This window comes from Gordonibacter sp. 28C, assembly GCF_003339845.1.
Taxonomy (GTDB): Bacteria; Actinomycetota; Coriobacteriia; order Coriobacteriales; family Eggerthellaceae; genus Gordonibacter.
On sequence record NZ_PPTR01000001.1, the window covers coordinates 427,907 to 449,751 of the forward strand.

General features: G+C 63.3%; 16 protein-coding genes. 10 read left to right on the forward strand and 6 right to left on the reverse strand.

The annotated features are described in order from the left end of the window. Positions 1-42 precede the first annotated feature (42 nt). Complete coding sequence (locus C1878_RS01745) at positions 43-1,713, reverse strand: helix-turn-helix transcriptional regulator (RefSeq protein WP_114599976.1); 1,671 nt, start codon at positions 1,711-1,713, stop codon at positions 43-45. Positions 1,714-2,004: 291 nt separating this feature from the next. On the opposite strand from C1878_RS01745, the gene C1878_RS01750 reads away from it, so the two are divergent. The 6 genes from C1878_RS01750 to C1878_RS01775 all read left to right on the forward strand — a co-directional run bounded on the left by C1878_RS01750 (position 2,005) and on the right by C1878_RS01775 (position 8,484). Next, positions 2,005-2,622 (forward strand): 4Fe-4S dicluster domain-containing protein, encoded by a 618-nt coding sequence (locus tag C1878_RS01750; RefSeq protein WP_158539655.1) that lies wholly within the window; start codon positions 2,005-2,007, stop codon positions 2,620-2,622. A 299-nt stretch (positions 2,623-2,921) separates the two neighbouring features. Beyond that, positions 2,922-5,321 (forward strand): DMSO/selenate family reductase complex A subunit, encoded by a 2,400-nt coding sequence (locus C1878_RS01755; protein WP_114599978.1) that lies wholly within the window; start codon positions 2,922-2,924, stop codon positions 5,319-5,321. A gap of 17 nt (positions 5,322-5,338) precedes the next feature. Then, positions 5,339-5,959: a DMSO/selenate family reductase complex B subunit gene (locus C1878_RS01760; RefSeq protein WP_114599979.1), complete on the forward strand. Its 621-nt coding sequence runs from the start codon at positions 5,339-5,341 to the stop codon at positions 5,957-5,959. A gap of 1 nt (position 5,960) precedes the next feature. After that, positions 5,961-6,824 carry a DmsC/YnfH family molybdoenzyme membrane anchor subunit gene (locus tag C1878_RS01765; RefSeq protein WP_114599980.1) on the forward strand — a complete coding sequence of 288 codons (864 nt, stop codon included), beginning with the start codon at positions 5,961-5,963 and terminating at the stop codon, positions 6,822-6,824. A gap of 117 nt (positions 6,825-6,941) precedes the next feature. Continuing rightward, positions 6,942-7,586, forward strand: a complete 645-nt coding sequence (gene dmsD / locus C1878_RS01770) for a Tat proofreading chaperone DmsD (protein WP_114599981.1) — start codon at positions 6,942-6,944, stop codon at positions 7,584-7,586. Positions 7,587-7,605: 19 nt separating this feature from the next. After that, positions 7,606-8,484, forward strand: a complete 879-nt coding sequence (locus C1878_RS01775) for a DmsC/YnfH family molybdoenzyme membrane anchor subunit (RefSeq protein WP_241963567.1) — start codon at positions 7,606-7,608, stop codon at positions 8,482-8,484. Positions 8,485-8,588: 104 nt separating this feature from the next. Here C1878_RS01775 and C1878_RS01780 read toward each other — a convergent pair whose 3' ends face one another. Next, a complete protein-coding gene (locus C1878_RS01780) occupies positions 8,589-12,848 on the reverse strand; it encodes an EAL domain-containing protein (RefSeq protein WP_114599983.1) in 4,260 nt (1,419 codons plus the stop codon). Between the two features lie 38 nt (positions 12,849-12,886). Then, positions 12,887-14,710 (reverse strand): bifunctional diguanylate cyclase/phosphodiesterase, encoded by a 1,824-nt coding sequence (locus tag C1878_RS01785; protein ID WP_158539657.1) that lies wholly within the window; start codon positions 14,708-14,710, stop codon positions 12,887-12,889. A gap of 147 nt (positions 14,711-14,857) precedes the next feature. Between C1878_RS01785 and C1878_RS01790 the strand changes: the two genes are divergently transcribed. Beyond that, positions 14,858-16,147 carry a serine dehydratase subunit alpha family protein gene (locus tag C1878_RS01790; RefSeq protein ID WP_114599985.1) on the forward strand — a complete coding sequence of 430 codons (1,290 nt, stop codon included), beginning with the start codon at positions 14,858-14,860 and terminating at the stop codon, positions 16,145-16,147. A gap of 4 nt (positions 16,148-16,151) precedes the next feature. On the opposite strand, the gene C1878_RS01795 is transcribed toward C1878_RS01790, so the two are convergent. Beyond that, a complete protein-coding gene (locus tag C1878_RS01795; RefSeq protein WP_241963568.1) occupies positions 16,152-16,685 on the reverse strand; it encodes a TetR/AcrR family transcriptional regulator in 534 nt (177 codons plus the stop codon). A 185-nt stretch (positions 16,686-16,870) separates the two neighbouring features. Here C1878_RS01795 and C1878_RS01800 point away from each other — a divergent pair, with 185 nt between their 5' ends. Genes C1878_RS01800 through C1878_RS01810 form a run of 3 tightly spaced genes read left to right on the forward strand, consistent with a single transcriptional unit; the run spans position 16,871 to position 19,026 of the window. Beyond that, positions 16,871-17,599: an HXXEE domain-containing protein gene (locus tag C1878_RS01800; protein WP_199519263.1), complete on the forward strand. Its 729-nt coding sequence runs from the start codon at positions 16,871-16,873 to the stop codon at positions 17,597-17,599. A gap of 16 nt (positions 17,600-17,615) precedes the next feature. After that, a complete protein-coding gene (locus tag C1878_RS01805; protein ID WP_114599986.1) occupies positions 17,616-18,365 on the forward strand; it encodes an HXXEE domain-containing protein in 750 nt (249 codons plus the stop codon). Positions 18,366-18,372: 7 nt separating this feature from the next. Beyond that, complete coding sequence (locus tag C1878_RS01810; RefSeq protein ID WP_241963569.1) at positions 18,373-19,026, forward strand: HXXEE domain-containing protein; 654 nt, start codon at positions 18,373-18,375, stop codon at positions 19,024-19,026. A gap of 70 nt (positions 19,027-19,096) precedes the next feature. Here C1878_RS01810 and C1878_RS01815 read toward each other — a convergent pair whose 3' ends face one another. Both C1878_RS01815 and C1878_RS01820 read right to left on the reverse strand, forming a co-directional pair. Next, positions 19,097-20,281, reverse strand: coding sequence for an ATP-binding protein (locus C1878_RS01815; RefSeq protein ID WP_114599987.1), 1,185 nt, complete (start codon positions 20,279-20,281; stop codon positions 19,097-19,099). A gap of 253 nt (positions 20,282-20,534) precedes the next feature. Beyond that, complete coding sequence (locus C1878_RS01820; protein ID WP_114599988.1) at positions 20,535-21,788, reverse strand: putative ABC transporter permease; 1,254 nt, start codon at positions 21,786-21,788, stop codon at positions 20,535-20,537. Between the last annotated feature and the right edge of the window lie 57 nt (positions 21,789-21,845).

Here is a 21,845-nt window from a genome sequence, read left to right on the forward strand (position 1 = left end):
AGCCGATGGCCGCCTGCGAGCGGCTGGCGGCGAAGGAGCTGCTCAGTCCTCCAGCTCGCTCGGATCGAACGAGTCCATGAGGTCGAGCAGCTCCTGCTTTTTGTGGATGTCGAGTTTCGTGTAGATGCGCTTCGAGTGGGTTCGGATGGTGTTCTCGGACACCACGAGGTCCTCGGCGATGCGGGCGACGGTGTTGCCCCGGGCGATGAGTTCCATGACCTCGGTTTCGCGCGCGCTCAGGCGATAGTGCTGGCGCAGCAGCTCGGCCTGCTTCGATATGCGGTCTTGGTACACGGGCGCGTCGCCGCGCCTTTGCGAGTCCGGCCAGGGCTGGCGCTGCGTCGCGGCGCTTTTCCCCTGTGAAGCGCCTGCGTTTCCCTGTCGAGCGCTCCTGCGCTGCTGTGCGGGGCGCGCGCTCTCGCCCGAGACCGGCGCATCGGCGCTGGGAGGGGCCGGCGCCTTCGCTTTGCCGCTTTTCCCCGCGGGCCGCAGCGCCACGAGCTCGATGCTCTCCGCGCCGTTGTCGCGTCCGAATATCTTGCGGAACCCGCCTTGCCCCACGAAGTACATGAGCCCTAACAGGTACACGGCCACCAGCGCCACCACGGCCAGCGGCTCGATGCCCGTGATCATGATCTGCTCGGCGAACGATCCGCCGATGAAGCCCACGTCGTGCAGCGCGTACACCACGCCGCCGAAGAACCCGTAGATGAACACGGGGTTGATGCCACGGTCGCGCGAGGCTTGCGCGCACTGCATCATCATGAGCATGATGGCCACGCTGTACACGGCGTACAGAACGGCCGCCAGCCATTGGGCGTATTCAGTCAGCAGGAACGGCAGCAGCAAAAACGACGTGATGACGAACGGGAACACCACGCGGTAGGCGCCCACCACGTTCAAACGCAGGTTCTTGTACTGCCATAGCACCAGCACCACGACGGCCGCCACCAGCGCGCCGGCCATGGACATCATATTCACCAATGCGCCCACCTGAGGTTCGCCGATGGCCAGCGAGCGCATGATGCCGGTGCAGAATCCCAGGGCGCCAACGCAGAACGCGCTGCGCCAGTAGTCGCGGATGACGCTGCGGTACACGCGCGGATGATCGCGCGGCACGTCTTCGAACATGGGCTGGTCGCGGTTGATCTCGCGGCTCTTCAACACGATGGCCAGGCCGAACAACGGAAGGAACACCAGCGGTATCAAATACGCCGTCACCGCCTGCGGTATGAGGTACAACGCGAAGTACATGACGGCGGCGTAGGCGGTGCCCACGATGAGGTCTCGGCTGCCGCGGTCGGCGTCGAAGCTGGAGAACAGGCGTTGCCACAGCATGAAGAACCCGGCCGACCCCAAACCCAGCAAACCGCCTCCTGCCACGACGAGCGGCAACGAGAACGCGTCGAGGTAGATGGCGGCAATCAGGCAGCACCATCCCAGGAAGTACGGCGCGCTGGCCAGCGTGACCATAAAGCGCCTCGTGGGGCCGGGAAAGAAGTACACGCCGAGGGCGCTCGCGAAATAGCTGAGCGAGAACACGAGCGACTGCGAGAGGAAGAACCAGAACACGATCTCGGACGTTTGGAACCCCATGGGCAGAAACGGAAACACGCCTCCCCACACCCCGGCGGCATTGATGGCCAGGAACAGCGCGTAGCCGAGCGATGTCACGTTCGGCTTCAGTATATGTACGAGGCTCGCGATGTTCACGGATCGTCCTTGGTCGCCTGCGGTCTGCGCAATCGTGAAGTATAACCCAGTTGCCTTCGCTGCGGGAGAACGGCAGAGAACGATTACGTTGCCGTGCGGAACGCGTGCCGGCGCCCCGCCGCCCCTCGCCGCGCGCTCGACGGTTACGGCCTTCTCGGGGGCGCGAACTGCGGTTGCGGCTCAACGACGAGGCAACGACGCGGCCACAGAATACCGTGAATATAGCTGACCTACCTTGTTGTCGTTGCGAAGGACGATACCATAATGCAAGGCTGGCGAAAGGACGAAAGCGTGCAGTACGGATTCTTCTTCGATGCGCTCAAGTGCACGGGCTGCGAAACGTGCGTTGACGCATGTTGCCAACAGTGCGGCACCACGCGAAGCACCGCTTGCCGTACCGTCACGCGTTACGAGGGGGGCGTGTGGGAGGAGGCCGCCGACGGCACCTGCTCCACCACGCTGTTCACCTATTACCTCTCGCTCAGCTGCCACCATTGCAGCGCGCCCCCGTGCGTGGACGCCTGCCCTTCCCACGCCAAGTTCAAGAACGTCGGCACGGGCGTCGTGACCGCGGACCCCTCGAAGTGCGTTGGGTGCGGAGCGTGCGCGTCGGCCTGTCCCTACGGTGCGCCGAAGCACGATCCGGTTCGTCGATGCACGTACGTTTGCGATGCCTGCGCCGGCGCGCTCGGAACCCATCCCGAGCCGGCATGCGTGTCCGCGTGTCCCGAGCACGCGCTCGCTTTCGACGACATCGACAAGCTGCGCGCCGCGCATGGGAGCTTGGCCGCCGTTCCTCCGCTCCCCGCGCCCGATCTGACGCAGCCCAACTTGGTGCTCAACATGGCTCCGGCTATGATGAGCTCCTTTATGAGGAAGGCGCCCGCATCGAGCGCTGCGGTCAGGTAACCGCACGGCGCGCGGCAACCTGTTCGAGGCTGCGGGCAGATGAGCTTCGTCCGTGGACGAGCGGGTGACAAACGAGCGGCCATGGGAGCGCTCTCTTTTCGCCTTGGCGATTACCCCCTTATGATCTGGGAATACGCAAAGTTACCATATTTCATGTGACAAGCGTTTCGCGGTTAGCGTTATGGTGAACCTCGTTATCGAGCCATCGCCGCATCGGCTGAAGCCGAACTGGGCGGGTGGCGAGGCGCTCGGCGCGGGAGGCGCGGGGCGTGCGAGAAGACGAAAGAAGGGGGAGTGTCATGTCAGACATCATGCCGAGTCTGAGCCGCCGAACGTTCGTGAAAACGACCGGTGCTCTCGGTGCGCTGGCAGCCGTCGGCGGCAGCGTGGCCGCTGCGGACTCGCTCTTCGGAGCCGGCGTGCCCGAAGCGCATGCCGACACCGAGGAGAAGGTCACCTGGGGCCACTGCGCCATCAACTGCCCGGGGCGTTGCGCGCTGCGCATCCACACGAAAGACGACGAAGTCGTTTGGGTCGAAACGGACACGTCGGACAACAACGCCATCGACGACATGCAGGTGCGCGCCTGCCTGCGCGGGCGCTCGTATCGTCGCTGGATCAACCATCCCGACCGCCTGAACTACCCCATGAAGCGCGTAGGCAAGCGCGGCGAGGGCAAGTTCGAACAGATCAGCTGGGATGAAGCTATTTCCACCATCAGCGAGAAGATTCAAGAGACCATCGAGAAGTACGGCAACGAGGCCATCTACATCCACATGGGCTCCGGCACCAGCTCGACCACGGCGCGCCCGTACTGGCGCATGTTCAACGCCATGGGTGGTTCGCTGCAGTTCTACGGAAACTATTCCAGCCATCAGCTCATGTACACGGGCGCCTATGTGTTCGGCACGACGGCCGGATCCACCATCAACGCCATTGAGGATTCGACGCTCTACATCGGCTTCGGCAACAACCCGGTGGTCACCACGCAGGGCGGCGGCTGCGGCCATACCGACTACGTGCGCATGCGCGAGAACACGAAGGCCAAGATCATCCACATCGACCCGCGTCTGACCGACACCGTCGCCGGCCATTGCGACGAATGGGTTCCCATCAATCCGGGCACGGATGCCGCGCTCGTCGCCGGCATCGCCCACTACCTCATTGAGCACGATATGGTGGACTTGGACTTCCTGCACACGTACTGCGTGGGCTACGACGAGGAGACCATGCCCGAGGCGTACCAGGGCAAGAACATGTCCTACCGCGCCTATGTTATGGGCGAGGGCTACGACAAGGTGGAAAAGACCCCCGAGTGGGCATCGAAGATCACCGGCATCGCGCCCGAGAAGATCGAGGAGCTGGCGAAGGAGATCGGCACGACCGAGGCGCTGTTCATCGACCAAGGCTACGGCTCGCAACGGCGCAGCAACGGCGAGTGGAACGCTTGGTCCATCATGACGCTGCCCTGCCTGGTGGGCCAGATGGGCAAGCCTGGCACCAACAGCGGCTACTCCCACGGCAGCTACTCCATCAACCTGACCTCCATCCCTGCCCTGACCAACCCGATCAAGCAGCAGTTCCCCTGCTTCCTCTACACCGACGCCATCGACCATGGTAGCAAGTTCACGGCGAAGAACGCCGGCGTCAAGCAGGGCGACGCGGTGACGAGCGACATCAAGTTCATGTTCTACGCCGCGGGCAACGCGCTGACGAACCAGCACGGTGACATCAACCGCACGCACGAGATCTTGGCCGACGAGAGCAAGTGCGAGTTCATCGTATGCACCAACACGGTGCTGTGCGACTCGTCGAAGTACGCCGATATCCTGTTGCCCGACTCGTTCCGTTTCGAGCAGGTGTCCATGATCGGCACGGGTGGCGATACCGGCTACATGATCGCCGGCCAGCCCTGCACGACCCCGAAGTTCGAGCGCAAGAACCCTTACGAGATCGCAACGCTCATCTCGCGCGCTTGCGGCAGCGAGGAAACGTTTACCGAGGGCAAAACGCAGGAGGAATGGATCAAGGAGCTGTACGAGAAAGATCGTGCCAAGGATCCGACGCTTCCCACCTATGACGAGTTCATGGACATGGGCGTGTACAAGAAGGAGAACCCGAAGGGCAAGACGATCGCCTACCAGTCGTTTATCGCCGACCCGGTAGCCAACCCGCTGAAGACGCCGTCTGGGAAGATCGAGATATTCTCGGAGACGGTCGAGAAGCTTGCCGAAACGTGGGACCTTGAGGAAGATGAGAAATTCCACGGCCTGCCGATCTATATTCCCGAATGGTACGGCGTTGAGACGACGACCGACGAGTATCCGCTGCAATTGACCGGATTCCACTATCGCGGACGCCAGCACTCCTCTTGGGGCAATATCGAAATCCTGAAGGCGGCGAACCCGCAAGAGGTGTGGATCAATCCCTCCGATGCCGCCAAGGCCGGTATCGAAGCAGGCGACAAAGTGGCTGTTAAGAACGAATACGGTGAGACGCATATGCTGGCCAAGGTCACGCCGCGCATTATTCCCGGCACGGTGGCTATCCCGCAAGGAGCTTGGCATGACGCCGACATGTACGGGGACAAGGTTGACAAGGGCGGTTGCATCAACACGCTGACCACCCACCGTCCCTCGCCTCTGACGAAGGGCAATCCGCAGCACACGAACATCTGCCGAGTTGAGAAGATCGGCTAGGGGAGGGGGACCAGAAAATGACGCAATATGCATTCCATTTCGATGGATCTCGCTGCACCGGATGCAAGACCTGCGAGTTCGCCTGCAAAGATTATTACGATCTTGATACGGACGTGCAGTATCGCAAGGTGTACGAATGCACGGGCGGTGAGACGTCCAAGGACGAGAACGGCTATGTCAGCACCACGTGCTTTGCCTATTATGTATCCATGTCGTGCAACCATTGCGACGATCCGGCCTGTGCCAAGGTATGTCCGACCGGTGCCATGCACAAGGATTCCGACACGGGACTCGTATCCGTCGATGCCGACAAGTGCGTTGGTTGCGGATACTGCCACATGGCCTGCCCGTACAACGCACCGAAAGTCGATCGCGAGAAGGGCCATTCGGTGAAGTGCGACGGTTGCGCTGAGCGTGTGGCCCAAGGCGAGCAGCCCATTTGCGTGCGCGCCTGCCCCGCCCGTGCGCTCGACTTCGGCCCGGTCGAGGAGATGTCCAAGATGGGCGAGCGCGGCAACATCGCGCCTTTGCCCGAATCCACCTATACGAACCCGAACCTTTACATCAAGCCTTCCAAAGACGCAAAGCCTGCGGGAAGCAAGGATGGCAAGGTCGCGAACCCCCTGGAGGTGATGTAGCATGGAGGCCGCATTCGCCGAACTGCCTCTGGCGCTGTTCACGACCCTGGCCCCGATGGGCGCCGGCGCGTTCATCGCGCTCGCCCTGGCCTTCCTCACTACGAAGTTCACCGACGAGCAGGTGAAGAAGATCGACCGCATGACCATCATCCCGCTCGTCGTGGTGTTGGTGGGCTTCGCGGCCTCGTTCTTCCACCTTGCCGCTCCGATGCACGCCGTGGGCGTGTTCGCCGGCATCGGCTCCTCGCCGCTGTCGAACGAGATCCTCGTGGGCTCGATCTTCGTGGTGCTGGCCCTGGTGTACGTCATCGTTGCGCTGACCGGCAAGTTGAACGGCGGCGCGCGCAAGGGCTTCATCGTCGTCGTGGCGCTGGCGGCCGTGGTGTTCGCCTGCTTCACCGGCATGGCGTACATGATGGAGACCATCGCTTCGTGGAACTCGCCGCTCACCGTCGTGCAGATGCTGGGCTTCGCTCTGGTGGGCGGCATGCCGCTCGGCACGCTGGTGCTGGGTCTGGCCGGATCGCTGTCCGACGCGCTCAAGGGCTCCTTCAAGATGTCCGCCCTCGTGGTGGTCGTGGTGGGCGCCCTGCTGGCCGCTGTGGGCTTCTGCGTGCAGGTGATGGGCGTGGGCGCCATGGAGAACGCGCTGGTGTCCGGTGCCGACCTCGTGGCGGACGTCACGATCTACCTCGCCGTGGCCGTGGCCTGCTTCGTGCTGGCAGCTGCGGGCAACGTGGCGGCGCTCATGGGCAGAAGCCCGGTGGGGATGGCGTGCTTCGGCTCGGTCATGGCCATCATCGGCATCTTCGTTGCGCGCCTCGTGTTCTACGCCGTGCAGCTGTCGGTGGGTTTGAGCTTCTAGCTTCGAGCTCCTGACAGATCGACTGCGAAGCAGCAGGGTACGTTACAATGGCAACGTACCCTGCTTTTGTTTGAAGTGTGCGAAAGGGAGAGGGAGCATCTCGTGACTGATGAGAACATGCAAAACGATAGCCAGGCGGTGCTTGAGGGGATCGCCTTCGTGGGCGAGACGCTGGGGCCGCTTTTCCTCAACGATCCGAAAACGGGCGACGCGGGCGCGGCGTTTCAGGCGCTTGCCGGGCTCGACGTGGAAGCCGCCGCTGCCGAATGGCCGTTCGTGGACGATGCGGAGGCGCTGCGCGACCTGGGGCTTATGAAAGAAGGCTTGGCGAAGGGCGCCGAGGACGACGATTTGGTGTGGGAGTATCGCCGCCTGTTCATCGGGCCCGCGCCGAAGCCGGCGCCGCCGTGGGGATCGGTGTACACCGACCGCGAGTGCGTCGTGTTCGGCCAGACCACGCTCGCGCTGCGCGCCTGGATGCGAGAACAGGGCATCGAACGGCTTGTGGACGACAAGACGCCCGAGGATCACCTAGGGCTCATGCTCGTGCTCATGGCGTGGATAGCCCGCAACCGGCCCGAGGCGTTGGACGACTATCTGAGCTTGCACCTGCTCACCTGGTCGTCGCATTTCCTGGAGCAGCTGGCGCAGGCCGCGGAGCATCCGTTCTACGAGGGGCTGGCGCGCTTGGCCCAGGCAAGCTTGGAAGGCATTCAGGCGGATCTTGCGCTCGACGTGACCTACCCGAGGTTCTACCGCTAGGCCGCCGGTGCTGTCGGGGATGGACACCGCGCTCGGCGAGATCACGCTCGTCCTGTTCACGACGCTCGCGCCGTCGGGTGTCGTCGCGTTCATCCTCATGGGCCTGCCTCTTCTGCGGGGCGACCTGCCCGTCGAAACCCGGCGGCGCATCGACCAGTTCCTCAGCATCCCGCTGGTCACGTCCATGGTGGGGCTGGTGGCTTCGGCCACCCATCTGGGCAACCCGGCCAACGCCCTGTACGTGTTCTTGGGCGTGGGCCGCAGCCCGCTGTCCACCGAAGTGTTCTGCGCCGTGGTGTTCCTGGCTCTGGCGGGCGTGTACTGGCTCTATTCGTTTTCGCAACGGCCGCGCACAGGTTTGCAGCGCGCGTGGATGGCGCTGGCCATGGTGGCGGGCGTCGTGTTCGTCACGTCCGTGGCCTTCGCGTACTCCGCCGAGACCATCGTTTCGTGGTACACGGTGTACGTGCCGTTGAACCTGTGGCTCAACGCGCTGGTGGGCGGGCCCCTGCTTGCGGTGGTGGGGCTGCGGGTGGCGCGCTACCGGCCGGTGGAGGATCGCCTCGGACGTGCGCTCGTGGCGGTGTCCATCGCGGCGTTGGCGGCGAACCTCGTGTCGTTCGGCTTGCAGAGCGCCGGATTGCCCCGTATCGAGAACTCGCTTCTGTCGGCGTCCGATCTCGTGCCGTACTACGGTTTGATGATCGCCGTGTTCGGAGTGCTCGCGCTCGCCGGCATCGGCGTCGACGCCCGGGTTCTGTACGCGCGCCGCAGCGGGGGCGCGCTTCGTTTGACGGTCGGCCGCGCCGCAGCGGCGAGCGCGCTCGCGCTCGCCGGCATTTTCGTCATGCGGTTCGCCTTTTACATGATGCATATGACGGTGGGGCTGGGCGTGTAGCCTCGGCGGACGCCGCCGCGCCGCCGGTTTGGCGTTCGGGTCGATTTCGTAGGGGCGCTCTGGAGAGCGCCCCTACGAGGTAATTGGACGAACCCTTGCTTGCCTTAACCGGCCTCGTAGAAGCGGAAGTGCGCTTTGCCGTCCGACTTCGCGCAGTACAGCGCCTCGTCGGCCCGCTCGTACACTTCGGTGAACTTGGAGCCGTGACCCGGCACCAGCGCGATGCCGGCCGATGCGGACAGCTCGATGGACGTGCCGTGCTGCACCTGCGTTTTCCACGGCGTGTCGCAGAGCGTGCCCACGCGGCGCGACAGGCTGCTGCGGCTGATGTCGTCGCAGTACACGATGAACTCGTCCCCGCCCCAGCGGCAAACCAGGTCGTTCTTGCGGAAAGCGCTTTTCAGATGCCGGCCGATGCCCGACAGCACCACATCGCCCGCCAGGTGCCCGTACTCGTCGTTCACCTGTTTGAAATCGTCCAGGTCTATGATGATGAGCGCGCCCGACGTGCCTTTTCGCAAGGTTTCCTCCAAGGCGCCCGGCAGCAGCGTGGAGGCCGCCTGCCGGTTCATGAGGCCCGTGAGCGCGTCGTGCGCGGCTTTGTCCTCCAGCTCCAGCTCGCGCCGCTTCCGCTCGTCGATGTCGGATACCGACAGGTGGGCGAACACGCTTCCGCCCTCCTCCAGCCGTATCAGGCGGTAGCTCAGCTCCATCCACCGCTCGCCCTTCTCGCTCCATTGGCGGAACTCCAGCGAGCCGAACCGGCTGCCCTTTTTGTACTGGGAAAGCATGGCGTCGAAGTCCAGGAAGGCCTCGACGGCTTCCGCGTCTTTTTGGGAACGCACCACCTCGCCGATGCGCTCTTGGGGCGTCGTGCCCGACCAGTCCTCCAAGACGATGCCCGTGGCTTTGCGCCACGCCTTGCGGTCGGCTGCGCTGAGGAAGCTTTTCGTGCTCAGGTTGACGTACCAGTGCTCCACCGCTTTGCCTTTCAGCATCTCGAGCAAACGACTGCTGTTCGCGGAGGGGTGGGCGGCGGGCTGATTGGATTTCGTCTCCTCCATGTACCCGATAACGCGCGCGGGTTTGCCGCTGGGGTCGGTCACGGCCTCGCAGGTGACGCGCAGCTCCAGGATCTCGTCGTCGTCGGTCTGCACCTCGATGTCGCGCGCGACGTTGCGACCCCACTGCACTTCGCGTGCCATGCGCTTGAGGATGCGCCCGACGTCGTCGGGAAGCGCGTTCGCGTCGAGATCGGAAGCGGCGCCCTTCGGCAAGACGTTCGGAAGGTCGGCTTGAGCCAGGAGCGATGCGATCCCGTTCGACGAGAGGTTTTGGAACGTGATGGCGTCGTGCTCGATGTCGTATATCCACACGTTCAGGTTCGCGCGTCGAATGATGCGGTAGAGCATCTCGTCCTCCACCGCCAGCTGCTTTTGCATGCTCACGGTGTTGTCGATGTCGATGCACACGCTGGCGATGGCCAGCCGGTTGTTCTTCGTGCGGACGATGCGGCCGTGGTCGGCCACCCAGAACCAGGTGCCGTCTTTGCGGGGCATGCGGTACTGGGTGGTATACTCGAGTCCCTCGTAGTATTCGGGCCCGATGTCCTTCGTCACTTGAGGCAGGTCGTCGGGGTGGATGGAGTTCGCCACCATGCCGTCCATCGCCTCGATGAATTCCTCCGTCGTGTCGTAGCCGGCCATGCGGGCGATCTCCTCGTTGGCGAACAGCAAGGGGAAACCGTCCTCGCAGTATCCGCCGATGAGCCCGCCGGGAACGTTCCGCATGAACACCTGCGCGGCCGCCTGACGGTTCTCGGTGGTCATGTCGTCCAGGCTTTTCTCGGCGAAGGGCAAGCCTAGCACGTTGCTGAGCGCGGATTGGGACGAACGCAGCTCCTCTTCCTGCTCCTTTTGCTCGGTCACGTCGGCTAGCGAGGCGAAGAATATGTTGCGGTTCTGCTCGCGCCTGAGGAAGAACGTCTTCATGCGCAGCCACATAAGGTTTCCGTTGAGGCGATAGCGGCGGAATGTGCCCTCGGCCCCCGAAACGGGATGCTGCTCGGCCTGCGCGAACAGATCCATGACGATGGGCAGGTCGTCGGGGTGCACCTGCTTGGATATGTGGTGCTGCCGTTCTCTCAAGTCCACGGAGTTGCAGCCCGTGACCCGGTAATACGCGTTGTTGACCTGCAGCAGTTCGAAACGGTCGGGGTAGACCGCGTACACGGCCATGCCGCCTATGAGGTTGTCGACGATGGTGCGGCTGGTTTCGTCCTCGTTCAACAGGGCGTTCATGTCTATCAGATCCATCAGGGGGCTGAGCACGCCGCGATAGTCGATGACGTCGTCGTTGCTGATGAGGGCTTCCAGCTTCACGGTGTCCATGGGGCGGTGGAAATAGTAGCCTTGGGCGTAGTCGCAGCCGATGTCCTGCAGGAAGTCCACCTGCTCCTTCGTCTCGGCGCCCTCGGCGATGATGCGCAGGTCCATGAGGCGCGCCATGGACACCACGGCTTCCAGAATGCTCTCGCTGCGCTGCGCGTCGCTCTCGCGGACCAGGAATCCCATGTCTATCTTGAGGATGTCCACGGTGATGTCCTTCAGCATGTTGAGCGACGAGTAGCCGCTGCCGAAGTCGTCCATGAGGATGGTGAAGCCGAGCTCCTTCAGGTCGTTCGCGGCCTCGGCCATCTTCTCGTCCTCGGCGTAGGCGCTCTCGGTGATCTCCAGCTCCAGCAGGTGGTGGTCCAGGCCGTAGTTCTGCACCAGGCCTTCGAGCGTGTCCACCACGTCGATGGCGTAGAGGTCGGCCCGCGATATGTTCACGGACACGGGAATGGGCCGCTTGCCGCGGTCGATCCACGAGCGCAGGTGCCGGCAGGCCTCGTCCCATACGTACAGGTCCAGGCTCGCGATGAACCCGTTGCGCTCGAGCACCGGGATGAAGTCGCCCGGCATCACCAGGCCGCGCTCCGGGTGCTGCCAGCGCACGAGGGCTTCAAGCCCCACGATGCGGCCCGTGCGGGTGTTACATTGGGGCTGCCAGTGCAACACGAACTCGCGGTTCCTCAGCGCCTGCTGCACCTCGAGCAGCGTTTTGGCCTCGCTCTCCAGCTCTTCGGACATGGCGTTCTCGTACCAGGCCGCTCGGCGGGCGAAGGACCCCTTCACGGTGGCCATGGCCAGCATGGCGTGGTCGCAGGCGGTGCCCACCGATCCGCCCGCGCGATCGATGGAGCAGATGCCTATGGCGGGGCGGAAGCCTATCGTGTCCTCGGAGTCGAACGGCGGGAGCTTGAACTGCTCCTCGATCTTCTCGTCGCTGACGACGCCGCAGGGGAGCACGAGGGTGAAGTCGTCGCCTCCCAGATAGCCCGCCACGCCTTCGAAGCGCTGGGCGATGGCGGCGAGCCGGTCGGCTATGGCGCGCAGCATGTTGTCGCCCGCTTCCCGGCCGTGCCATTCGTTGAACAACTTGAAGTGCTCGATGTCCAGGTAGACGGCCTCGTGGCTCAGGTCGGGACGGGCCGCCAGCAGCTCGGTCGCCTTTTCATAGAAGGTTGAGGCGTTGTAAAGGCCCGTGAGCTGGTCGCGTTCCCTCAAGCGCTGTATCTGCGCTGTATCTGCGCGTTCCTTGCGGGTCTTGACCTCGGCGTCGATGTCGGTGATGAAGCACATGACCACGGCTTCGCCGCTCTCGCCGCGTTTGACGGGGACGACGGTTTGGGCCGCCCATCCCCAGCCGCCGGCGCACAGGCGCTTGCGAAACTCCCCGCGCAGGGCGCCGCCCGCCTGCTCGAGGCGGGCGGTCAAGGTGTCGAAGTCCCAGAGCTCGAGGAAGCGATCGCGGTCTTCGGGGTAGATCATGTTGTTCAGCACGTCTTCGAACATGATGCTGAGCGTTCCCTCGAGCGCGGGCATGACGTACTTGTCGGGTTCGGTGTACAGCACTTTGTAGGAGTCGTTCGTCATGTTGATCTCGAACAGCTCGTCGTAGGACGACGGCTCGCTGAGCGAGGCGAACAGGCTGCGGCTCTGGTCGCTGATGGGCCTTCCCGAGAACAGAACGCAGGGACCGCGGTCGAACCAGTCGGTTTCAAGGCAGGTGATCTCGTACCACAGGTCGCGCCGCGCGCTGAAGATGACCGTTTGGGTGGCGGCGTCGTGCTCGTGGCCGTGCCACGGGCAGTCCTTGCACGGTTCGGTCGCGCCGCGGAACGATTCGTAGCACAACGCGCCGATCTGACCCGAGGGGAACACGCGGTGGGCCGCCTTGTCCATGTACACGACGCGGTAGTCGCAGTCTATGACGTAGGTGTGGCGGTGCATCGAAGGGTTGTTCGAAACGTCGCTGCTCATGCACCTGCTCCTAACTGCATCGAAGGTTTAGCGTGAATTCAGCGGTCCTGGGAACCGTCGTCGGGAATATCGTAAAGCTCGCGGAACCCGTGTTCCGGCAAGGGCTTGGAGAACGCGAACCCTTGGGCGATGGGGCAGCCCAGTTCGCGCAGCATGGCGATCTGGGCCTCGGTTTCCACGCCTTCGCAAACAATGGTCAACCCCAGGTCGCGCGCCATGTCGATCACGCCTTTGAGCACCGAGCGCGATCGTTCGGCGTCCGTGTTCTCGGCCAGGAATCCCCGGTCGATCTTCAGCACGTCGATGGGAAGCTTGCGCAGCAGGTTGAGCGACGAGTAGCCGGTGCCGAAGTCGTCCATGGCCAGGCGGAACCCCAAAGCCTTGAGCATCTCGAGTTTGGCGATGACCGCGTCCTCGTCCATGACGAACGCGCTCTCGGTGATCTCGATCTCGATGGCTTCGTGGGGAACGCCGGCCCCGTCCACCACGCGCAACAGGCGTTCGACGAAGCCGTCCCGCAGGATAGTGACGCGGGAGAAGTTCACGGACACGACAAGCGCCTCGCCCGAGGGGGCGGGGGCCATCGGGTAGTTTTGACAGACGCGCTTGAGCATGTAGAAGTCCAGCTGGACGATGAAGCCGTTCTTCTCGAACAGGGGGATGAACGAATTGGGCGGCAGGAAGCCCAGTTCGGGAGACTCCCAGCGCACGAGCGCCTCCGCACCTGCGAGCGCGCCGTCCGCCAGGCGGTTCTTCGGCTGCAGGTACAGCATGAACTCGTGGTTCGCCAGCGCGTGGTCCTCGTGCCGTTCGATGCGGTTCTTGAGATCTACGGCGTCGCGGAACGCTTGGTCGTAGCGCGATATGCCCCCTTCGGCGGGTGCTTCCTTCGTCACGGCGATGGCGTCGCTCACCAGAAGCGGAATGCTGTCGCTGGCCTGCTCGACCTCGCGCACGCCGCAGCCGAACGAGAGCACCCCGGTGAAGTGCAGGTCGGGAGTGGAGCGCAGCTTTTCCTCCACATGCTCGTACAGCCTCTCGATGCGCTGGGGCTCGTTGCGCAGGAGCAGCACGAAGTGGTCCGCATTGCCGTGGGCGGCCACTTCGTCGCGCTTGCACGCGTTGTCCAGCAGGCGCGCCAAGGTGATAATGAGCTGGTCGCCGGCCTCGTAGCCGTAGGTTTCGTTGATGTAGCGGAAGTTCGAGATGTTCGTGTACGCGACGAGGTACGCGCCATCGGCGGAACCGGACACGAGCTGCTGGGCCTGCTCCTCGAACGCCAGCATGTTCTTGCGCCTGGTGAGCGGGTCGGTGAAGTAGGCCGTTTTGAGTTTCAAGATGCGGTCGTTGCGCATGAAGAGCATGATGGTCGCGGCGGCCAGGAACAACACGGTGCAGATGGCCCCCATCCACAGAAAGTCGTGCTCGGCGCGCTGCTGGGCGGACATCACCATTTCGTCGGCGAGGGTGAAGTGCGTTTCGCTGAGGGAGAGAAGCTGGTCGATCGACCCCTCTCCACGATCGAGGGCGTCGATCTCGGCTTCGATGAGCTGCCACTGGTTGGTCACGGCGGCGAGCTTGTCCATGAACTCGTAGGTTTCGGGGCCTTTGTACAGGCGGCTTTGCTCGTTTTCGGTCAGCTTTTCCAGAAGCGAGGTCACGCGCTGCTCAGTGGACGGGGCCGACTTGCCGGCTACTTCCATCTTCACCACCCTCTGCGTGCCCCCGCGCACCACGCCCGAGTCGTTGATGATTCCGGCGAAGTCGCGCACCTGCGACAGCGTGAAGATGAGGATGAAGGCGCCCAGCACCCAGAAGGCGATGACGACGAGCCCCTTACCCCATGTGCTCCGCTTGCGCAAGCCCATCTCCTTGTTTTTGCTGGTTGAGCGCTATGATTCCCTATTATAGCCTCGGCTTTCAAGGTTGCCGGTGGCAATTTGCGCGAGGGGCGTCGCCAGCGTCTGCGTGCTATCATGGGGCGATCGGACTTGCGAGGAAGGCGGAGCATGGAGCGGACTGACGAGCGCTACGGCGCCTACGTTGCCATTTTGGAGGAAGAGCTCATCGCCGCCATGGGGTGCACCGAGCCCATAGCCATCGCCCTGGCGGCGGCGCGGGCGCGCGAGCTTTTGGGCGCCGAACCCGCCCACGTGCACGTGGAGGCCAGCGGCAGCATCATAAAGAACGCGAAGAGCGTGGTCGTGCCGCATACGGGGGGCCTCAAGGGCATCGAAGCCGCCGCAGCGGCCGGCATCGTGGCGGGGAGGCCCGAGCGCAAGCTGGAAGTGATAGCCCAGGTGGGGCCCGACGAGGTGCGCGCCATCGCGGACTACCTCGCGCGCGTGCCCATCGAGGTGGCTCGCACGGACGACGCGGTGGACTTCGACGTGGTCGTGCGCGTGTCCGATGCCGCCGGCGCGCGCACGGCGCTCGTGCGCATAGCCGACTACCACACGAACATCGTGCGCGAGGAGCTCGACGACGCGGTGCTGCACGAGGCACCGCTGGCGTCGGAGGTCGGCACCGCGGAAGGACTCACGGATCGCAGCGTACTCGATATGGCTTCTATCTGGGACTTCGCCATGACCGTCGACTTGGAGGACGTGCGGGGACCGCTCGATCGGCAGATCGCGTGCAACGGCGCCGTGGCCGAGGAGGGGCTCTCCGGCGACTGGGGCGCGAACATCGGCAGCGTCATGCTGGGCGCGTACGGCGACGACGTGAAGGTGCGGGCCTGCGCGATGGCCGCCGCGGCGTCCGACGCGCGCATGAGCGGATGCGAGCTGCCCGTGGTCATCAACTCCGGCAGCGGCAACCAGGGCATCACCGTATCGGTGCCGCTCTTGGTGTACGCGCGGGAACTGGGTTCGTCCGACGAGCGGTTGCGCCGGGCGCTCGTGCTATCCAACCTGGTGGCCATCCACCAGAAGACGGGCATCGGCCGGCTCTCGGCGTTTTGCGGCGCCGTGTGCGCCGGCGCGGCGGCCGGCGCGGGCATCGCGTACCTGGACGGCGGCGGCTACAAGGACGCCTGCCACGCCGTGGTGAACGCGCTGTCCATCGTGGCCGGCATGGTGTGCGACGGCGCGAAGCCCTCGTGCGCCGGCAAGATAGCCTTCGCCGTGAACGCCGGCATTCTGGGCTACGTCATGTACCGCGACGGCCAGCAGTTCTACGGCGGCGACGGCATCGTGAAGAAGGGCGTGGAGAACACCATCGACAGCATCGCCCGCCTGGGCCGCGACGGCATGCGCGCCACGAACGACGAGATCATCAGGATCATGCTGGGCTCGTAGGAGATCAGAAGCGACTCCTTATCGTTTCCAGCACCGCGGCGATCTCCCCTACGGGCTCGGGGTCGTCGCTGCCGAGCCAGTCGCAGAGCACGGCGAAGGTGCCCTGGGAGATGAACCTGCGCACATATCTCGCCTGATGCTCCTCGTAGCCCTCGCTTACCTCGAGGTTTTGGAAGATGGCGTTGAGGCTCGGCAAGGCGAGCAGGTGGGCGGCGAATTGCTGGCCCGGAACGGCTCGGACGAGCGTGCAGAAGAGGGATCGTTGCTCGTAGAGGCTGCCGAGGACGTCGATGATCGCATCGGTGGAGTTCCTCAGAACGAGGCCGATCTTCTCGTCGAGCTGCCCGAGGAAGTCGGACTCGATCTCCTCGAGCAGATCGGTCTGGCTTCCGTAGTATTTGTAGAACGTGGTTCTGTTTATCTCGGCCGTCTGGCAGATCTCGAGCACCGACACCTTGTCCAAGGGTTTCTCCTGAAGCAGTTGGGCGAGGGCGTTCTTGAGCATCGTCTTGCTGATTCGCACTCTCTGGTTCTCCACGTGGTACCACCTCGACAAAATTGCCTGATATGTTGATCTTAACGCAAATGCACGCATCCATGTTTGCCATGCATCATTCTTGGATCGACAGTCTGTTGACTTCGAACCGCTGTGTTGACTAGTATGCAGTCTATACCAACAAGCCGAAAAAAGCTTGGAGCATATGAGAAAAAGGAGGCGATCCTATGATGTTCTGGCAGAGGTACTGGTACTACATCGGTGGAGTGGTTTTCGTGCTGCTCGCGTTCATCATGGGGCTGTGGGGCGCCAGAGCCCTCGACTACGTGCAGGTGCTGCTCATCTTCAGCTGGATGGGCATGCTCGTCCACCAATTCGAGGAATACGCCTGGCCGGGCGGCTTCCCGCTCATCTCCAACATGATCGTGTTCAACGAGATCGAGCGCTCGGACCGCTACATCCTGAACCAGCGCCAGTGCTTCGTCAGCAACGTGTTCCTGTGCTACCTGTGCTACCTCGTCCCGATCTTATTCCCGCAGTTCATCTGGCTTGCCGCAGCCCAGATCTTCCAGGGTCTCTGGCAGATCCCGGCGCACGGCATCGTGCTCAACATGCGCTTGAAGTCCGTCTACAACCCCGGCCTTTTCGCGGCGGTGTTCCTGCAGCTGCCGGTCGCCATCGTGTTCATCTGGTACGTGCTGACGTTCATGCCGGAGGCCGCCGGTCAGCTGTGGTGGGGAATCCCCGGTTCGCTCGTGCTGCTCGGCATCTCGTTCGGCTTGCCGATTCTCTTCATGCACGATCGCGATTCCAAGCATCCTTTCGAGGAACGCGAGCTTTGGGGCTACAAGCGCGAGTACGTCGCGAAGGTTTGGGAAGAGCGCAAGGCCGCCGCCGCGGCTGACCCCGACAGCGTGCCTCAGGGCCTCTTCGGCAAGGTGAAGAAAGCGAAGTAAGGAAGCGAGAGGAAACATGGCGAGCAACTTCGTTAAGAAACTGGACAAATGGTGCGACAATCAGTGGATCGTCTTCCTCTGCGTCACGGCGGCGGTGGTGGCGGTGCTTGCGGCCGTCTTCTGGGACGCGATGCCCTTGGGCAGCAAAGCGGGCGTCTTCGTCGCCTACATCATGGCCTTCCACGTGCTTGAGGAGTGGAAGTTCCCCGGCGGCCTTCACTGGTTCTACAACACGAGCGTCTTCCGTCCGAAAGACGAGAGCCTCTACGACCCGACGCGCTATCCCATGAGCCGGCTCACGGACATGGTCACCAACGTGGGGCTGCAGTGGATCCCGCTCGTTTACGCGGTGCTCTGCTTTTTCCTGCCCCTTTCGAACGCGGTGGCGCTGTGCGTCATCCTGCTGTGCGTCATGGAGCTGTTCGCCCATACGGCGGGCGGCATCGCCACCTACCTCTGGTATCGCGACAAGGGCAAGAAGACCATCTACCACACGGGCCTTGTCACGTCGCTCTTGATGTTCTTGCCGGCCGGGGCGTACCTGGTCGCGCACATCGCAGGCGTCACGGCAACCGATTGGCTGTGGTGCGTGGTTCTGTTCGCCGTCATGTGCTGCGTGTGCGTGCCGCTTACGGAGACGCCCCTCAAGAAGTGGGTCCGCAAGCAGGAGCCGGGCATGTTCGCGTTCGAGGACGCCAAGTACTACATGCGCTACGGCGGCTATCGCAAGGAGGATGTCGAGCAGCCGGAGCCTCGCGTTGATTAGGAGGGCGTTGAGCGCATGGTGCGACAAGGCGTGGCTCTACGTCGTGTACGCCTTGGGCGTTGCCTCGCTTGCGGTGCTGGTCGTCAACTGGGGCGATCTTTCGACGCCTGAGAGAATCGCCTGGGTTCTGGCGGCCGGCATCCCCCTGCACGTCTTCGAGGAGAACACCTGGCCCGGCGGCTTCTTCTACATGAACAACCTCACCTTCGGCTCGAAGGAGCCGCTCGTGTACCCGCAGAACCGCGCGACCAACATGGTCACCAACCTCGGCGCCGAGGTCGTGTTCATCCTCGTTGCCGCGAACGCCAACGCGCTCGGAGCGACTGTCGTGACCGTCGCGGTGTTCTTTGGCATCGTCGAGCTGGCGAACCATACGCGCGAGGGCATCGGCATGCGCAAGCGCTTCAAGCCCCAGGGGAAGAGGACCGTTTACGCGCCGGGCGTGGCAACCGCCCTTTTCCCGCTGTTTCTGAACGCCGTCTGGGGCATCGCGTGGCTTTCCGCCAACCCGTTCGAGTGGGCGCAGGTCTTGGCGGGCGTCGGCATAGGCGTCGGCATCGCGGTGTGCCTCATCCTCGTTCCCTTCGCCGTCAACCTGCGCGTCAAGAGCAAGGAGTTCGCCTTCAGGAGCGCCGGCTATTTCGAGCGCTACCTGCGCTAGCGCTCCGGGTTCGAGCGCGCGGCGATACACGGCCTCTCAAAAGGCGGGGGAGGGGGCTCCCGCTGAGGCGCTAGTCGAAAAGCGGCACCTTGCCGAGCAGGAAATCTTCCACAGAGCAGCCGCCCGACCCCACGACGAGCGTTCGTGCCCTCGGAAAACGGTTGACGAAAGCGGTCAGGCCCCCAAGGGGTTTCACGCGCCCGCTTTTGACCTCCACGGCAATGACGGAGTCGTTCTGCGACAAGACGAAATCCACTTCGTCGTTGCCCTCGCGCCACCAATGCACGGCGAAGTGCCGCACGTTCGATTGGGCGAGCAAAAACGCGCCCACGGCGCTTTCCACGAGACGGCCTTTGCGCTCGGGGTCGGTGAGCAGGGCGTCGCGATATTGCCCGTACGTGGCGGTCATGAGCGACGTGTCGTACACCATGAGGCGGGGAGAGCTCGCCTTTTCTCGAATGAGCTTCGGGTCGTACTTTTGCAAGCCGCAAAGCAGGCCGGCGCTGGCCAAGAGGTCAAGGTAGTGGGCTATGGTGGTGGTGTTGCCCGCGTCGTCAAGCTGCCCCAGTATCTTGCGATACGACAGCTCCTGGCTCGAATAGGGCGCTCCGATTTGGAACAGCCTGCGCATGAGCGCCGGCTTGCGCACGTCTTCCAAGGCAATCACGTCTTTGTTTATGCTCGGCTCGATAACCGCTTCGTTCATATAGTCGAGCCATCGCATCTTGTCTGTTTTGAGCGCGGCGCCTCCGGGGTAGCCGCCGAAGAATAGGAAGTCGTCGAGCGAGTAATCGAACGCCTCCCGACACTCCGCATAGCCCCAATGGGTGCTTCTTATGATCTCGAACCGTCCGGTAAGCCCCTCTACAAGGCCGGTCTGCAGCAGCAGCGACGACGACCCGGTGAGCACGACGCGCACGTCGATGCCGCTCCATGTATCCTCGTCCCATAGCTCTTTGACGACGGCGGACCATTGGCTCACCAATTGCACTTCGTCGATGACCAGCAGGGCGCTGGGCGAGGCATCTCCAATGAGGTTGCGAGCTTGAATCCACTGCGCGCGCAGCCAGTCCCTGCTCGACGAGTCGATGCTCGCCAGCGCGACATGACTCGGTACGTCGACGAGCTTCAAAGCCTGCCTGATGGTGATGCTTTTCCCCGTTTGACGAGGACCTATGAGCATTTGGATGAAACGGCGGGGCTCGTTCATGCGCCGGACGAGCGTGCGCACGATGCTTCTCTGGTATGCAGCCATGGCCACCTCCTATTGAGCAAATTTGCTCAATAGGAGCGCAAATTTGCTCAATAGGCGAGTTTATTTGCTCAATAGGAGTGAGGCGGCAATCTTTCTTCGGCGGCAACCCCCGTAGGGGCGCTCTCCAGAGCGCCCGTTTCGGAGCAAGCCGAAAAGCAACCGAGGGCCGCATTCTCGCGCTTCGCGCGAGCGGGCGTTCAGGAGAGCGCCCCTACGGAGGGCATGGACGCCCCTCACTCTTCCTCAGATGCGGCTAGTTCGCGCGGGTGGCGCGGTCGGGGTCGATGCTCATGCTCTGGAAGCGCTCCTGCATGAAGTCGTTGCCGTAGTGCTCGTCGCAGAATTGCTCGATGGCGCTGTCGGGGGCTTTTCCCGCCTCGCGACCGTACCAGCAGTCGAGCGCCACCAGCGTCAACACGCCGTCGGCTATCATGAGCACGGCGGCCACGGTGGTCAGGGCGTAGCGCCAGTTCCACGGTATGAGGTTCACCAGCTTCAGCATCCACGGCAGGCACAGCTTGATCCACACCACGCCCAGCACGCCCCACATGGCCATGAACATGCCGTTGGTTCGCCCGTCGATGGACAGGAACGTGCCCGTGTAATCCCAAGCCACGATGCCGAACGCGTACTGCATGAACCAGCTCACCGCGTACTCGAACGCACCGCCGATAACGGCGCTCACCAGGAAGATGAGGATGACGTTCTTGTCGTGGAAGCGGTTGAGCGCCATGGTCAAGAGCACGGCGCCGAACCCGTAGATGGGGGAGAACGGCCCGTACAGCATGCCCGCGCGGTCCTCGTAATGCCCGGGGTCTACCACGAGCACGTGATAAACCGTCTCGATGATCAGGCCCAACACGCAGCACACCACGAATATCCAGAAGATGTTGAAGAAGTTGAGCGCGATGTAGCCCTTGCCCGTCTCGTCGCGTCCGAGCGTTCCGTCCTCGGCGTCCTCGCGCACCTCCATGTCGCGCAGCTTGCGTTGCAACTCGCGCTCGTCGGCGAGCGACGGGTCCAAATAGCTGGTCAGCACCACGAGGAACACGAGGAAGGCGGCAAAGAAGATCACGGTGCCGTCCAGGCCGAACAGCATGATGTCGCACAGGATGCCGGCTACCATGAAGCCGGTGAGCACTTCGGCGGTTTGGGCCGCGTGGCGGCGCTTGTCGCGCAGCAGGCGAATGCCGAACACGACGAACGTGACCGTGAGCACGGCCAGGATGGCCAGCAATGCGAAGAACAGCACGGTGGAGGCCGTGGAATCGCCGGCGAACTCGCCTTGGCGGAACGCGAACACCATGACCACGATCACGAACGCGATCATGGGCAGGATGGCGACGCCGGCGACAATGCACAGGATGGCGAACACTTTGAGCAGCAAGGGAATCTTCCGCTTCAGCGTTTCGGAAGCCTCGGTCTCCTTTGACGTCAGCGCTTCGATTTCGCTTTCGAGCTTCGCATCCGCTTTGGCGTCGTCCTGCGCGTCGCGGTGGTTCCGCATGGGTCGGCCCCTCTCCTGCCCGATGCCCGCGCCCTTCGGCGCGGGCCGTGTTCAGTT